Below are 16474 nucleotides of genomic sequence, written 5' to 3'. Positions count from 1 at the left end.
CGGTAAGGGAAACTAGTGTTTTTCGACCCAGTCACATCTCTCTTCCGGGTACGTAATCTCCAACCGCTCCACAGTCTCCTTATTATCGTCAAGAAACAGAGCTACTGCACTAAACACCAGGCCAGAGCGATCGCATATCATTCCATCACCGGTAGAACCAAGATGTTCTTGAACAGCTTTTACAGACAGGGCAGTTTCTGATGGACGTTCCAGATAACTTACTATGCCTATTCACTACGGAACTAGAGGAAACGGACGATAGCTACATCATTGAAGTACCCGCCCGTGAGGTATCCAAAGGCCAGTTACAACCAGACCAGACCTATCGTACAGCGGTGGTTCAGACTGCGTCACCGAAACGCGAAGCTCAAACTCAAAACGAGGACCAACCTAATTCAACAGCCAAACACTCAGATGACCACTCCCAGAATTACGAGCAAACGAACCGAGAACCTCCTGTTGAGAAAGGAGAGCAGCGCACCGTAGATATTGAAAGCCTTGGTGATCAAGGAGATGGCATCACTCGCGTTGAACGAGGTTACGTTGTTATCGTGCCTGATACCGAGCCAAACGAACGGGTGCGAATCGAAATCATGGACGTCAGTAAGAACGTCGGCTTCGCCGAAGTCATTGAACGCAAAGACTACTACGAGTAGCTGTTCCAAGACAGCTCACTGGGAGAATGACCGTTTCACGGTTCAGAGATGCCGTAATTAACGTGTGCTGTCAGTCTTCTTCTCAGCAATATCTGACCGTCAACCGGCGCTGTCTGGATCGACGACTTCGCCGCATTCAGGGCATTCTGCGAAGACGCGTTGCTCGCCGTTCGTCTCGAACTTGATGATCGCTTGGTGTTTCGGGACTCTAGCGTTGCAGAACGGGCAGTTTCCGAGCGCCTGGTTTTCGACAGTCATAGGGGAACGAGTGTGGAGCCATGGAGCGTGTGACAGGGGAATCCACGGCTCAAGCAATGTGTTTAACGTTTTGAGTGAAAAAGGTGAGCCAGCCACAGTGAAAGTGGAAACTTTGAGAACAGCCCTTCCCTATGTGATCCCTGCGAGCATAGGGACTCCTGTATCCCCGGCGAACCTGAGAGACGGGGACTGTGTTCTCTCCTATAGTCAAAAATCAGACACACAAAGCGCGGCCGTTCTGCCGCGCACTTGTGGCTTGGGCAACGCCCAACTGCTGACCCCCAGTAACAGGTGTCCCACCCAGCTGTAAGAGACCCTGCCCCCAGCGACTCCCCGACCCAAGGGAGTCGTTACACTCTCGTCTATCTTCTCAATCTGATAGGACCCAGCAAGCCCCACCCCACATGGCGCATGAATGTGGGCGGCCCACCTGCCGCAAAGGTTCAGACGTTCCGGGGAGTAAATCTCCCCCGTCTCTATACATCAAAGCCCATTTGCGGAAATTCGGCGGGGGTATAGCACACGGAGAAATAAAAATGAAAGAGTTAGAAACAATCTCCGTGTGCCTAAAGCCCTTAGAAACACGGAGACGGAAACCCGACTCAAGCGCTGATTCGACGATCCGCGTTAATTTCTATTGAAAATTGAAATGGTCCATTGAAAACCACGCGACGGGACAGTGGTCCTATCCGTTCTTTTCACGCTATGTGCGCCAAATTCTTCACCGTCTCAATTACCCCCTTTGGAACTCCGTGAGAGCGCCAATTGAAATGTACAATGCCCTATCCAAAATCGCAACCAACGTTACGATTCAAGACCAATGTAAATTTGTGATGTTCTCTTTGAAACCCGGCACTGGTTATTCTCTCAAATCTGCACTGGACGAGGACTGCAATTGGATCGATTTCGGATCAATCAAAGAAGTGATGGTTTAGTCCGAAGTGTGGTAATTGATTTTTGCAATGGTGTATGAATAACCGCACTACGGAACTAGCCTGAAGTTCTAATGTATATATGCAATGTGACTTCCAAAACCCATTGCCCATACCCACCAATTGAAATATACAATGAAGTGTGGGAAGTGCCTCAGATTGTAGTCGGGGAAAATTAATTAGTAATCTAAGGTGACGGGCAGAGGAACATTCTGATGGTACGCTCGAAGGGGTTGATCGAAATGTTCAAAATGAGATAATTGTGGCGAAGACCAGGGCTGAAATCGTTTTGACTCCGCAGTATTGTGCAGAAGTTCAGCACTACATCCTTCTCGCTTATAGCTGGGACAAATGTGCTGGTGAAGGCGATTTAATCCGGCCTTCTTCGCCCAATTGTGTCAGCAGAGTTCGCACCCAAACACCCTTCTCTCCGATTAACTATCATAATATATACGAGAATATTGGGGCCACTCTTTGCGAATATCCTGCGGAATCTTGCTTCAATAATGTCGGATTCTGTCAGGAAAATAGAATTGATAGGGCAAAATATGTCGGTTTTCTGTGATAAGAAATCTGGGAAGATGTGTCAGTGACTCCTCTTTTCCACCGATCGTGATGGTAGTTGGTGTCTTGTCCGAGCGATATATGACCGCATCACGGCTTACGCCGCATCGGTGGAGGTTGTTGCCACCTGTTGTCATGAGACCTCGCTGCGGGAATGATCCGCAGTGTGCTGCCCACCTTCCGAGTGGTGGATTCCGAGGGGGTTGTTGAAATTATGTTTCGACTAAGTGGCCGAATTCCTCGACGACAATTTCACCGTCTACTGCTCGCTCTTCACACCAGTTCAGGGCTTCTTCGTCAGTCAACAGCTGGATTTCTTCGCTGGGCATACGCTTGTTGCTGATCTTTTCCGCCCATTTCGTTGCTGCACCACCATCTCCATGGAGGAAGTATTCCCCGTCAGAGGTCTTGTACAAGGTCTCGATCAAGTAGTTGAAATCGCCCTTATCTGTGAGCGGAGCGTATCGAGCAATCTGTTTGGCTTGGTCTGTATCGTACAACTTCCGGTCGATGACGCGCTGCATGCAAACCGGTACAACCGCCAGTTGAATTTAAAACCTTGTCCCGATTTCCCGCTATTTCTAACTCATCAGGCCGTTAGAAGCCGGAATCCACACTCACAGTACGACCCTCCGACTGACAGCACGACCATATCGCCCATCATAGCAATTGAAAGATTGTATCGGGGTGAGAACAACCAGTTTGCCGCGCGCGACGGCCGAGGCACGCATAGCTAGCAATGATTTCTTCGAAATCCAGAGACGATCCCTCTATAGAAACAGACCTACCCGAGTCCTGTAGGCTGGATAGGCGGGATTAGTCGAGACTCTGCACGCCAGTCGAATCGCCACCACCGAAATCAGCCGCTTCGGACTGGGACGGCTCACGCTGTTTCTTCTCATACGCTTCATGCCAGTCGTCGATGACCGGGCGACTCTCGGCACCGTGCTCTGTGAGTCGGGATCTCACTTGGATGAGTGCTGGCGTGTTCATCGCGTCGCCGGAGACGATTGCTTGTCCGGGCGTCAGACCAGGTAGTTCTCGGGTGACGTCTTCGCCAGCCGCCTCCACAGACTTCTTGATTGCATCTTGATCATTCGGATTCCGAATTTTCATTGAAATCTGTGTCCCGCACTGTGACAGCACGTCCGGGTCAATCTTCGACGGGCGTTGACTGATGATCCCGAGACCGAACCCGAACTTCCGGCCTTCAGACGCGATCGTCCGCATAATGCCGAGCGACGGGGCATCACCTGATGCAGGAGCGTACCGATGCCCCTCTTCGAACAACGCGAAGACCGGGTGATCGACATCAGAGCTGCGTCCGCGCACGTCGTTGAGGCGCTCCCGGTATAGTCGGCGGACGAGAACGGTCGTGATGAGTTGCTGATCTCGTTTGTCCAGCGTGTCCATCTGGAGAACCGTACACTGACCGGGATCGACGATTTGGTCGAGCGGAACGTTCTCTTCGGGATGGAACAGGTCGTTCCGCTGGATCGAGCGGCGAAGCCGCCATTCTAACGCGCCGACGCTAGAGTCATCCGCACCGTAAATCTGCTCCATCTCGTGGATGAGGTCATCGATCCCCCAAGTTTGGCTCTCTTCGTTCTGCATCGAGCGCCATGCTGTCGAGAGCCGTTCCTGCATCCGGTTACTCGGGTTATCCAAGATCGCCATGACGTCCCCGAGTTCTAACTCGGAAATCCGGACGCGGAGCCGATCCGGATTGTAATATACGATGTCCGGTTGGTACCCGTCGTCTCCCTGGAACGCCTCGTGACCCTGCATTTCGCCTAGCGTACCGTATTCGCCGTGTGGGTCGAACACCAGTAGTGAGGCGCGGGAACTGGGTCGCATCATCTCCTCGATCAGGACGGACGCGGTGTAGGATTTCCCGCTCCCAGTCTCTGCGAGGATCGCCAAGTGCGTCGAGACGAACTCCTCGATTGGGAGATGAATGTTCGTCGCTTCCTCCGCACGGTTCAGTAGCCAGCCAATGTGCGCAACGCCATCTAACTCGGTCACGTCGACGCGGTCGGTTTTACAGCCGAGGTTGGGAAGCACTGTTTCGAGCTGGGGGTCCGGTGCGATGGACAGCTGCGTTCCCGGGTCGGGGAGTTGCCGCGGGTTGGCGAACGCCGTCATGTTCGTATCGTAGTACCCGATGACCGTCGCTGTCAACCGATACAGTTCTGTGTCGTCGGTTGGGACACCGAGTGTCGCCGCGACCGTGTCTGGCGCAACTTCGGGGTCAGCGAGGAATCCTTCCGGGAGTCCTCTGATTAGCTCGCGGTTCGTCACACGGGCAAACACCGATCGGGTTTCGTCTTCGACCGGAACCGAGTACGTGATGAATTCTCCCGTCTTGATCGTCCTGTCCGCTGGCGCGACGAAGACGAACTCATTTGGTCCATCTCCAGGACCGGCGACCGTCCCGATGACATCCGTTCGTCCCGTCATTAGACTACCCCTCGCTGTTCGCGTGCCTGCCACTGCACGTTCTGCTCAACGACATCTAACACGCGCTGGTTCGAATCGTCTTCAGGAAGCATCCCTCGTAATCGGTCGATCAGCGTCACGACGACTTCTGCACCGAGATCACCCGCAATATCCACTAACCGATCCATATACGCCAACTGTATCTGCCCGTCAATACGGTGGAACGTTTCGGTGAACTGATCCGGACAGTGATACACCGTATCGTCAACTTCCATCGTCCATCGCGGCATTTGATGACTTGGATCCGTGATCGCCCGCTCGTCAGTTACGACCGCAGTCCCGAGCAGCGCGATCCCGACGAGCGTCGTTCGCTCCTCGATGTATCCTGGCGTGAACTGCGCCTGATCGTCCTGAGCTAACCGTGGCCCGGTCCGCCCCTGATCTGGGTCCACTAATTGCGTGTCGTAAATCACGCCGATGATCGCGTGTTCAGTCCCGTCAACAGTCTTCTTGATGAAGACTGGTTGCCCGAACTCGCGTTCATGCAGTTCTGGGGGTCGGTCGCAGTCCCGTTCCTTGTACACCTCTGCGACGTAATCCAGGTGGCTGTTTGAGGACACGATACTCCCGATCCGGACACACGAATCGATATCCGGCGAGTCACTAGGTGCTGATGTGTTCGTCATAGGTTTCGATTGATGTTACTGCGTGTTCCTTGCTCAGTGCGTACTCCCGAGACAGTGCTGTAAGCTGGCATCGTCATCGGCGGCGGAGTTCCTTGCTGAGTGCTTTGGCGTTCCATTCGAGCGGCACGTTGTTCGATTCAGCCCAGCGTTGGACGATCCGGTGGAACTGTTGACGATCCTGGTGATCAATCACGGCGTCACTATCGGCTTGCTGGAGGATTTCAGGGTAGCCACGCCCGACACCGGCCTCTGCCCGAACGATTTCAACGGTGTACTCATACATCGAGTCGTACCCGTCAGGCCCGTCGCTTCGACACAGCCAGCCAGGGAACTCGATCCGGTCGAGCCCGGTACCAGGCGGGACATTTAAGTACGAAAACAGGATATCATCCTGGAACTCGTACCGCTCGCCCTCGTACGTGGTCTGTAACGCATCGACACTCCCGTCACGCTTCGAGATGAACGGGATCGTCGTATCCCCCCACGGACTCATCAACTCCGTCAAGACATGCGCGTCTGGGATAACGCGGTCAGTCTCGAACTCATCCTTCAACAGGAGTCGCGTCATCTTCACGAGTTCAGTCGCGCTTGAACCCGCAACGTACCCAACCAGCGGGATTTCATGATGCTGACTCGCCGCGACCACCCGGCTTAGCGTCGAGATGTATCGCTCGCGCGTCTCCGGCCTCAACGGGTTCGTGAACGACGCGATCAGCGGCCCGTCATAGAACACGACCGGCGTGTGATTAATGTCACCAGCATCACGAGCAGTTGCTAGTTCTACGAGTTGTTCGATGAGCAGCGATCCCTCGTATTCGAAGCGGTGGTGACCGACGAGTTGCAAATCGACGAACCGGTAATCCCCGTCCTCTGATTCCCGCGTAATCTCGTCAGGCGTCAACAGCCGCCCGTCGACATCTCGGTCGAGTCGCCCGTCGGCGTGATGGTAATTGACTGCACACGCCGCCTGTACGTACGCCAGCGGCACGTTGAACTCCGTGGTTGGCGGGAGTTGCGACCCATCGACAGCCATGACTGGCACATCACTGAGAATCTCGCGCGCCCACTCGTTGATCTCCTCGTGATTTTCCCACCCATCACTTTCAGCATGCGGGACAACCATGCTACTCGCGGAATCGAACTCGTCGGTCGGGTACGCCCCAGGGTAGGACGCTCGCTGCAACGCGTCACGGATCTCCTCACTCGTCCACTCCTCAGGAAGCCGCTGGAACGCGTCCTGATACCGCTCTACGATCCCCGTGTCATCCTTCAGATACGTTTCGATCGTCTCAACGTTAGCCTCTAACTCGGCAGCGACCCCGCGTTTGTCGATCGGCATTAATTCACGGTCACCTCCGACGACTGCTGGTCCTTCTCTACAGTGATCGTGTAATCCGTCATCGAATCGAACGTCTGATCGTGACTAATGACCGTGAGCTGCTCGAAACTATCCAACTGCTTCAACTGCGTGACCAAGTTCCGCTTTTTCTCCCGGTCCAGATTCGCCGTCGGTTCATCCAGGAACGCCAGCCCGACCGACGCTAACTGTTCGAGGATGGCGAGCCGCACTGCGAGCGCCGCTGCCATCTTCTCACCGCCGCTCAGCGTTGTGAATGACTTCCGCACATCAGCGTCGTGCACGACGATTTCGTAATCGCTCGTCCACTCCAGCGTCTCCGCGGATACACCGCGAATCGTCCGGAACAACTCGTTCGCCCGCGCACCGATCCGATCCGTGATGATCTCACGCATCTTCGGCCCGGCTTCCCGCACGTTCTCACGCACCCACGTGGCGAACTGCTGATCTGCCTTCAACTCCTTCAGCTGCTGGACGTTCTCTTGACGCTCCGCCAACTTCGCCTCTAACGCTTCGATCTCCTCGCGCGTCTCTTCCAGCGCATCCTGTTTATGTTCTAAGGAGCGCCGATCACCGGCCAGTTCCTCTTTGAGGTCGTCGATTTCTGTGTCAAGCGTCTCGAACCGTTCGTCATCAAACGATGCTTGCGTCTCCTCCAGTTCGGCTTCCGTCTCTTCGAACTCTGTTTTGAGGTCCTCAAGTTCGTCCTTCAACCCCTTGACGGTCGCTCGGCGGTCCTCTACCTGCGATGCCTGCTGCTCGTGCTGCAGATACGTCTGATACGCCGACTCCGTCTCATCCATCGTCTCCTTGAGGTCAGCGATCTCATCGTCCAACCCTTCGAAGTCAGCTAACTCGTCTTTGATCTCCTCCAGCTCCGACCGTTCCTCGTCTAACTCAGCACGCTTTTCTTCCAACTCCTCCGGTGCATCCGCATGCTCCTTAATCCGGAACTCCGCCGTCTGGTACTCGTCGTACGCATCTTCCAGGTCATCGCGTTCAGCTTCGAGGTCCGGCAGTTCCTCCAACTCCTCTTCTAACTCCGATAACTCCGACTCAGTCTCCTTTTTCTCCTCTTGGAGGTCGTCGAGGTCGTCTTCTAACGACTCGATCTGGTCCCGGTGAAGTGAGATCTTATCAACGCGCTGTTTGACCTCTTTCGCCGCGTCACGTCGCTCACGTAATTCAGCGAGCTCTTCGGCGAGATCCGCACGGTCCGCTCCAATCTCCTCGATTCGGGCTTCCCGTTGCTCTATCGTCTTCGACCGGTGCTGTTCATTTAACGGCCGATCACACGTCGGGCACGGTGCATCAGCATCCGTATCACGCAGCCGCTCTAACTGCTCTTCGAGTCGTTTCCTCTCGGCCCCCAGTTGCTTCCGCTGTGCCTCCTTGGTGTTAATCTCGTCGTCGAGGTCTCCTGGGTCAGTCGTCTCTTCCCACTCTTCTTTGATCTCGGTAACCGTCTCTTCCAACGACTCGATCTCGTCTTCCGTCTCCTTGATTTCGCCTGCCAAGTCCTCGATCTCCTGCTGTAATTCCTCGACTTCGTCTTCACGTTCCGTCAGCGACTCAATCCGATCATCAAGTTCTTCATACCGCTCCTTCTCAGCTTCAAGCGACTCCAGCGTCTCCCGAGCAGCTTCCAACGTTTCTACTTGCTCCCCAAGCTGCTCAACTTCGAACTTGAGTGATTGAATCTCCTCTTCCTGTTCATCCCGCTGCTCTTCAAGCGTGTCCCGCTCTTTCTTGTCCTCTTCTAGCTCGTCCAGCCGTTCACTCGCTTCCTGATACTGCTGATACCCGTCACGGTTGGCCTCGCATTTCTTCTGGGCTTCCTCGGCATCTTCAAACTCTTTCTCAGCCGTTTCCAGTTGATCTTCCGTTGTCTCGATCTCTTTCTCTAACGACTCGACCTCGTCGTTGAGAGAGTCGATTTCCTGTTCAACGGCTTCTAACTCCTCATACTCTGCTTCATTTTCCGACAACTCGCTTTCTTTCTGCTTGATACGCGCTTTGATATCGTCAACTGCTTCAGTCAACGATTCAGCTTCCGCTCGCTCGTCCGGCAGGCTCTGCACCTCGCCGGTGAGCCTGTCAATGTCACTTCGAAGATCCTGCTGTTGCTTCTCAATCGCGTCCGGGACGTCCTTGAGCCGCTTCCACGACTCTTCATACGCGTCGAGATTCAGCAACGCATCGAACGTCGTTTTGCGGTTCCGGGCTGTCTGTGAAAAGTCAGAGAGGAACCGTGTCTGCGGCACCCCAATACATGATTCCCACAGACTCTGCAGTTCACCTTTGTCTTCGACGTTGAATCGAGCGCACAGCCAGTCCATCAGCTCCGTTTTCGAATCGATGTCCAAGTCTACCCACTCGTCACTCTCAGCGTCGTACCGATGCAACCCGTAGCTCGACCGGCCAACCGACCTGGTAACTCGGAACCGCTCCGTGCCGCGCTCCGTCTTCTGGTCAAACGTGACCTCAACAGTCCCCGAGCTTGCGCCTTCTCGGACGAAATCCTTGTTGTTGAACGGCAGCGAATCGAATAACGCGAACCCGATCGCTTCCTGAATCGTCGACTTCCCCGCACCGTTCTCACCGAGAATCGCCGTCACACCACCCTCAATCGGTACCTTCGTCCGTTCTTCGTACGACTTGATGTCCTCTAACGCAACCTCGATAATCTTCATTATTGCATCACCTCTGCTTCGTCGTCGGCTTCTCCACCCGGTTCAGCATCACCTGACTCCGTCTCGCCGTCAGCATCCGCGTCCGAGAACGGATCCTCATCGATGTCAAGCACCACATCGTCAGCCAACTCCGGGAACAAGTCTCGCCGTGCGGAACTCACAGAATCACGGATGTCTTCGACGGCCTCTTCGGCCTGCGCCATCTGGTGTGCGTTCCCCAGGATGTCGGCGACGTCTTCTGCCTGCTCGTCGTAGATGGATTCCTTCGCTATCGTCTCGAACACGCGGTGTTCCAGCGCTGCCGTGTTCAACCGACCATCCTGAAAGACCTCGTCCTCGTCGATCTCCGAGATCAATTGCTGAACGTCTGCCGTCCGGATCCCTGTGTTCACCTGCACGTACAGGGCACTGCACTCCTCTTTCACCCACTCGGCGAGTTCATCCGTTCGGAAGTCACCTCGACTAAATTGTAACGTTCCGCTGAACCGCAGGTCGATGATCGGCGCTCGGGGGTCACCATTCGCCGTGAACTCCTCTTTCCGACAGTACTCATCAATCCGCGATTGCTCCCCGCGGACGTGGTCCTGAAACCCGGCTTCGAGTTCGCTTGGCGAGTCGTACTCCGTGACATCGAACTCAACCCGGCAGTACGGTCGCCGCTTGGTCGGGTGATGGTCCACCTCGTACTCGACCGCGTTCTCGGTCTCGTCTTCGGCGGCCGTCAACGCGACCGAACAGTAGCCGTGCTCCCAATCGTAGCGACCCTCACGCGTGTCGTGAGCTTCTGGGGATCCGGGGTTGTAGATCCACTCAGCAGCCTCGTACCGCTTGTGAATGTGCCCGAGTGCGAGGTAATCGACGTGCTCTTTCACGTCGCGGAGCTCGGCGTGCGTCACCGTCCCGCCCAGCGTTGGAACCTCATCCTCCATACCGAAGTGCGCCAGTAACACGGTCGCCGCCGGTTCACCGTGCTCGGCGTTCGTCGCTTGAATCCCGTGTGCCACCTGTTGCAACGCTTGCCCCGTTCGCGCTCCTCGCCACTGGAGCCCGAACACTCGAACTGGACCGTCGAACTCTGCTACCTCGATGTCGTAGAATCCGGCGTAATCACCGAGGTCCTCCGGATCGTACGGTTCGAAGTGAGCAGTCTCCGAGTCAGACTCCAGATCCGCCTTCAGAAACACGATGTGGCCGCGCCGGTGCAGGTAATTGAGCCACGTCACCTCGCGCGGGGTCAGGTTCTCGTCGTGGTTCCCTCGGGACACCAACACCGGCACGTCGTCCGGTAATCGGCTGAGCTCTCGTTCGACCTGGTCGAGGACTTTCGGACGAAGGTCCCGGGAGTGAAACAGGTCCCCGGGCAGCAGGATGGCGTCCGTGTCGCGCTCGCCGACCATCTCTCGAAACGCCGCGCGTGTCGTTGACACCATGTCGTCCTCTCGTTGTTTCAATCCGTACTGTCGGTGGCCGAGGTGCGTATCCGCGATGTGAGTCAGCGTTAACATGGTGTTTCCACATACAGTAAATCTAACCAATAGGTTTTAATAGTTTTGCTCAACTTGAATAGTTTGAGGCGTTGGAACTGATGGACCCAGGTAACGACGACGAAGACAAGAAAAACCGCTTCCGAGAAGCCTTCGAACGCGGGCAACAGGGGCGCGTCGGGAGCTACGAAGTCTGGTTGTCCGATCACGAGTTCCAACCAGAACTAGCCAACCGTGACCAACTCACAGTGTTCTTCCGTGACCACCCTGAGAAAGCGGTCAATCACGAAGACGCACTTGACGAGATCGGTGAGTACGCGGGCTTTGTAACCCGGCAACAGGACGTCTACCACACTCCTGTGATCGGGCCGTCGGGGATCGGGAAGACGCAGTTGCTCCACACGGTCGTCTCGTTTCTCACGGAGCTCTCCGCAGACATCGATACGAAGCTCATCGACGCGACGGATCTCGGAAAGAAGGCCGACGACGGATTCCTCCTCGATGAGTTCGCTCACGACCTGACCGAGCTCGAAACCCCAATCGTCTGCATCGATGGTTGCGGCCTAGACAAACGAATCGAAACCTCGCTCGACGAACTCCGAGGAGCCGTAGATAGTGGCCTATTCGTGACGACCTGGACGCCCGAACGGTGGGGCGTCAACCGAGGGCGCGTCCAAGACGCGCTCCCGCCCTCGAACGAGATCCACCTCGATGCATTCCTCCGCAAAGACACCGACGAGACGCTGCGCATCATCTTCGAGATACTCTCCGAGAACGAATTCACGCTTCCCTCGGAAACCATGGGGCGCATCCATGAGCTAAGCGAGGGGATCCCACGGTTGATCCACACCCTGGCCTTGGAATCGCTTCAAGAGGCGTTCCGGAAAGAGCTGGAGCCAGGGGACGTAGCAGCCACGAACTCGGCTGCCGACCGACTCCACTTAGCCGATGCGAGCGCTCGCGTCCAGGACCTTTCGGAGTCGAAGCTCACGGTGTTGAAACAGATCCTCCAGCTGCCAAATGACCGAGGTGTCCAGCCGGGCACGTTGGTCGAGAAACTCCACCGCGACAAATCGACAATCTCCTATCATCTCAGAGAACTCAGCGACGAAGGCTTTGTAGAACGCGACCGGGAGGGGCGACGCGCGTTCTATCGTGTGACCGAGACGCTGGAACCGTTCATCCAACGACGAATCAACCAGGAGGCCGAGTTCGATGGCTAGCTACAAGATTGTGCCACTACGGGACGAGAGAATCGACACGGAAGCAATCAAAGCCGGGATTGAGGCTACCTCGGCATTCAACTCGGACGCTAACCTTCGCAGTGGAATGCTACCACAGACGTTCACCGAGGGGGCAGACGGCATCTGCTGGGCGGAATACGGTTGTGAGACGTACTACGACCTCACCACGCTCGAAGGCACCGAGGAAACGAAACGCGCCGAACGGTACGCGGTTCTCTTTCTCCAGAACGGGTACGTTGCCATCGCAAAGGCAACGAAGGAGATCGAGCAGGAGATTCTCACGACACTCGCGGCGGTTCTCGATGAGGACGTGAAATTCGAGACCGTAGAGTTCGACGAGGAGGATCTTCGGACAGTCATTGAGGAATCCAGTCGCGTCCAACGTGTCGACATCAGTCCGAACAAGCGCGAACGGCCGGACTACGTGTCGGCTCAAGACAGGGGTGACCTGAGGCAGACGGACTGGTGGGAGCAGTACTTCGGGGACACATTCGAACAGGTTCGTGTTGATCTCCCGAATCGAAACATCGAGGTCGAAGTCGGGTTCGACGATACCGGTCGCATCACGCTCTACGGCCGTGAAATCGAGACGGCGATCCAGGCAGAGGCGATGCGGTACTTGACCAACAAGATCATCGATCTGTACCGGAGCCCGTCTGACTTCCAGGGTACTCTCGGGGGATACAAATGACCGGTCAGCAACCGACTGAGTTGGACTCTCGTGCGACCGTGAGTGGTCACCCGACGATGGTCTCCTGGTCGCGGGGTAAACCCCGACTGTACCTCGCTGACACGGACGGCCCGATTGATCTCGCCGGTCTCGTCGGAGAAGAGATTCGCATCGACATCCAGTCCGGATTTCGTTGCCAGCACTGCGGTGATCGAGCGAACGACACCCCGTGCCAGGAGTGCCAGTCGAAGCCGCCCTTCCAGCAGTGCGTCTTCACGCCTGGAACGTCCTGTACGTATCAGGACTGCCCGTTCCCAGCGTTCAAACGACGGTCGTGCGCGCACAACTTCGTTGTCTATCTCGTCGCCAAAGACAGCGTGAAGGCTGGCATCACGCAAGCGGATCGCGCTGTGAGTCGCTGGGCGGAACAGGGCGCGACTCACGGCATGATCGTCGCTCGAACACCGAATCGGCGCGTCGCCGGCACCGTTGAGGACGCGTTGGAGACCGTCGTGTCGACGGAATCGACGAAGGAGTGGTACAAGCCGCTGGACGAGCCGAAACACGCTCTCATGGAAGCCGTCGATTCGTGCCGAGACGTCCTAACAGGACCTCTGGAACCGTTCTCGACGCTTCCCAGTGAGGAGACGGCTCTCGAAGACCGGATTGTTCGACTTCCGGTACACTTCGCCGGGGACGATGCGACCGTCAGCACCCTTCCAGGAATCACCGTGGACGAGGGACTACAGTCAGAGGTTCTCGGCGTCCGGGGTCAGATCTTAGCGACCGAGGACGCCGTCGTGAACTTCGACCATCTGAAAGGGAAACAAGTTACAGTCGAAGCGCCTGCCGAATGTCTCCCAGCAACGGAGGTCGCACAATGAAACCAGTCAACCTCGACGAGAACTCACTCAACGACGTACCGGTCGGAGACACCTACGCCGTTCGCTTCACCCTCGACGCAGTCTTCGATAACGAAGGGCAGTACCCACGCCGCAACCTGAAATTCACAGACGGCGGCGGCGACGACCGGACCATCACGATGTGGAAGAACTCCGCACCAGCGGAGATCTACAACGAAGACTACGACAGAGGAGCCACCTACCTCATCACCGCTGTCGAATACGATATCGACGAAGGCAACGACGGGACGGAATACCAGAACCTCACCGTCCAGAGCGATGCCACACTCCTCGAAATGGAGGCCCCCCCGACCACCGAGGAAGCCCTCGAAGACGGGCTCGCCGAAACCCACGACACGTCCGCTGCCAGTGGAGACCACGGCCTCACGACGTTCCGTGCCACAGATGACCTGCCGGAATACGACGTCTACGAGTACGAACTCGTTCCGAAGCGAGGGTTCCGACCCTCAGGCCAGAACACGCTCCGGGCGACGTACAAAGCCCGTCGAAAAGTCCGGCAACAACTCGATGTGACGCCCGTCGTCGTCGGCAGCGCGTTCAAACTCGTGTCCTTGGTGAAACTCGCGCACGAACGCGTGGACCTGCCCCGCTTCGAGATCAACGAGGTCGGCACTCGACCGGTCGTCTACGCGGACGAAGATGACCGGGAAGTCCTGGGTGAAATGCTCGGTGAAGTCCTGAAGGACGCGAAACGCGATCAGTACGACATCCACGGCATCGATAAAATCCTGGAGATCGACCCGGTGATCGAGAACGAAGGATTCCGCCTCCACGAACGGTACAACCTCACCGTCGAAGTGCTCCCCACGCGTGCCGCCTACCTGCACGTCGATTACCGCCACCGGATCCTCTCAGACCAGACGCTCGACCAGCTCGACGACGGCGAGATTCATCCAGGACTCCGGGTGACACCCTCCTACCGAGACAGAGGGTTGTACGTCATCGGCGTCGGCCCAGAAACCGTCACCGACAAGCTTCACATCGAGGGCAACAAGAGTCTCGTCCAGTATCACCGCGAGGAACCATGGGTCGATCCAGCGAAAGTCGACGAGATAGAGAACGCAGACCGAGAAGTCGTCTGGACGGTCCGTCAGCGCGGCGATGGAACCGAGATGGCGTTCCCACCAGAACTCCTCGCGCTCCAAGGCCACCCTGAAAACCTCGCTCGATTCGCACAGGACTTCGCAGAAAAACAGCGGCTCAATACGCGCCTGTCCGCTCAACAGTGCATCTCGAACGCGGAGAGCTTCGTCGAACAGCTCGGCCCACTCCAGTTCGACGAGCACACCGTCGAGTTCGAATCTGACCCGCTGCTCGGCGATGAGAACATCTCCGTTCAGGGGCTCTTCGACCCGGAGGCAGACGTTCTCCAGTTCAGTGACGGGCAGACCGGGACACACCCGAGTGACGTCACCCGCCTCGACGTGTACGAAGCACCGGATTCCTTCCACGTGTGCCACATCCGGATGGAAAAACGAGACGACCGGATCCAACGGGGCTGGTCCACGCTCGAAAGCAAACTCGAACAAATCGGAGCCCCGCCAGACGACGTCGAAGAGGTCACCTTCGACGCGACGATGTCGGCTGACCAACTCGGCATGGAGATCGCCGCAGAAATCTCGGACGATCACGACTACGACGCCGTGTTCTGCACGCTCCCGCCGAAGAACACTGGGTACTTCGACACGGTTGAACCGGGGCGTGTCTACGACGAGGTGAAGAAGGTCCTCGCCACGAAAGACCTCAACAGCCAGTTCGCACACGAAGCGACGCTCGACGAACGGTTCACGATCATCAACATCGCCCTCGGACTGGTCGCGGCTGCAGGCGGAATCCCATTCACTATCGAGCGCGCGTTGCCCGGTGACTCCGAACTCCACCTCGGCATCGACGTCACCCACCAGTACGACGAGTCAGCCGATGGGAACCACATCCATCTCGCCGCCGCAACCACCGCGATCCACGCTGACGGGGCCGTCCTCGGCTACACCTCCTCCCGACCGCAGTCCGGGGAGAAAATCCCACCGAAGGAACTCAAAGAGATCGTCAAACAGGCCGTGATGGGCTTCCGGACCCGGTACGACCGGTACCCGAACCGCATCACGATCCACCGGGATGGCTTCGCCAACGAAGACCTCAGTGACGTCGAGACATTCCTCTCCGAACTCGATGTCGCGTACGACGTCGTCGAAATCCGAAAACAGGCCCCAGCCCGCGTCCTGAAATACAGCGGCGCACACTTCGACACACCGCAGAAAGCGACCGCAGCCATCTACGAGGACCTCCCCAAAGCCATCGTCGCCACCTTCGGCGAGCCCGAAACCCTCGCCAGCAGAGAAAGCACCGGCCTCCCCCAACCCATCACCGTCGAACGCGCCCACGGCGACACTCCCATCGAGACGTTAGCCGCACAAACATACCTCCTGTCACAAGCCCACATCGGCGCGTCCAACGCCACTGCCCGCCTCCCCATCACGACGATGTACGCAGACCTGGCAAGCGCTGCTGCCGCTCGCAAGCACCTCCCCCCGACGAACAAACTCCGAGACAAAATCGGCTTCATTTAAC

General features: G+C 56.7%; 12 protein-coding genes. 5 read left to right on the top strand and 7 right to left on the bottom strand.

Annotation, left to right across the window (positions count from 1 at the left end; all coding sequences use genetic code 11):
* Positions 1-200: 200 nt before the first annotated feature.
* On the top strand, positions 201-656 hold the full coding sequence (locus BDK88_RS08260; protein WP_130500025.1) for a TRAM domain-containing protein: 456 nt from the start codon (positions 201-203) through the stop codon (positions 654-656).
* Between the two features lie 99 nt (positions 657-755).
* On the opposite strand, the gene BDK88_RS21125 is transcribed toward BDK88_RS08260, so the two are convergent.
* The 7 genes from BDK88_RS21125 to BDK88_RS08230 all read right to left on the bottom strand — a co-directional run bounded on the left by BDK88_RS21125 (position 756) and on the right by BDK88_RS08230 (position 11090).
* A complete protein-coding gene (locus BDK88_RS21125; protein ID WP_165396931.1) occupies positions 756-914 on the bottom strand; it encodes a DUF7837 family putative zinc-binding protein in 159 nt (52 codons plus the stop codon).
* Positions 915-2622: 1708 nt separating this feature from the next.
* Positions 2623-2934, bottom strand: coding sequence for a hypothetical protein (locus tag BDK88_RS08255; protein WP_130500024.1), 312 nt, complete (start codon positions 2932-2934; stop codon positions 2623-2625).
* A 292-nt stretch (positions 2935-3226) separates the two neighbouring features.
* On the bottom strand, positions 3227-4870 hold the full coding sequence (locus BDK88_RS08250; RefSeq protein WP_130500023.1) for an ATP-binding protein: 1644 nt from the start codon (positions 4868-4870) through the stop codon (positions 3227-3229).
* Positions 4870-5535 carry a hypothetical protein gene (locus BDK88_RS08245; protein ID WP_242611630.1) on the bottom strand — a complete coding sequence of 222 codons (666 nt, stop codon included), beginning with the start codon at positions 5533-5535 and terminating at the stop codon, positions 4870-4872. The genes BDK88_RS08250 and BDK88_RS08245 overlap by 1 nt, the downstream gene beginning before the upstream one ends.
* A gap of 73 nt (positions 5536-5608) precedes the next feature.
* Positions 5609-6874 (bottom strand): DNA double-strand break repair nuclease NurA, encoded by a 1266-nt coding sequence (locus BDK88_RS08240; protein ID WP_130500022.1) that lies wholly within the window; start codon positions 6872-6874, stop codon positions 5609-5611.
* Entirely contained in the window at positions 6874-9585 is a 2712-nt protein-coding gene (locus BDK88_RS08235) for an AAA family ATPase (protein ID WP_130500021.1), read from the bottom strand. Before BDK88_RS08235 ends, BDK88_RS08240 begins: the two co-directional genes overlap by 1 nt.
* Positions 9585-11090 carry a metallophosphoesterase family protein gene (locus tag BDK88_RS08230; RefSeq protein ID WP_130500020.1) on the bottom strand — a complete coding sequence of 502 codons (1506 nt, stop codon included), beginning with the start codon at positions 11088-11090 and terminating at the stop codon, positions 9585-9587. The genes BDK88_RS08235 and BDK88_RS08230 overlap by 1 nt, the downstream gene beginning before the upstream one ends.
* Positions 11091-11170: 80 nt before the next feature.
* On the opposite strand from BDK88_RS08230, the gene BDK88_RS08225 reads away from it, so the two are divergent.
* From BDK88_RS08225 to BDK88_RS08210, 4 genes are all read left to right on the top strand, one after another.
* Entirely contained in the window at positions 11171-12292 is a 1122-nt protein-coding gene (locus BDK88_RS08225) for an ArsR/SmtB family transcription factor (protein ID WP_130500019.1), read from the top strand.
* 106 nt (positions 12293-12398) lie between these two features.
* A complete protein-coding gene (locus BDK88_RS08220) occupies positions 12399-13004 on the top strand; it encodes a hypothetical protein (protein ID WP_130500018.1) in 606 nt (201 codons plus the stop codon).
* Between the two features lie 56 nt (positions 13005-13060).
* A complete protein-coding gene (locus BDK88_RS08215) occupies positions 13061-13867 on the top strand; it encodes a DUF2797 domain-containing protein (RefSeq protein WP_165396930.1) in 807 nt (268 codons plus the stop codon).
* Positions 13864-16473 (top strand): Piwi domain-containing protein, encoded by a 2610-nt coding sequence (locus tag BDK88_RS08210; protein WP_165396929.1) that lies wholly within the window; start codon positions 13864-13866, stop codon positions 16471-16473. Before BDK88_RS08215 ends, BDK88_RS08210 begins: the two co-directional genes overlap by 4 nt.
* The last annotated feature ends 1 nt before the right edge of the window (position 16474 follow it).

Origin of the sequence: Natrinema hispanicum, from assembly GCF_004217335.1 — an archaeon.
GTDB lineage: Archaea > Halobacteriota > Halobacteria > Halobacteriales > Natrialbaceae > Natrinema > Natrinema hispanicum.
Note: the sequence above shows the minus strand (reverse complement) of the source record. Positions and strands in the feature narration are given on the sequence as shown.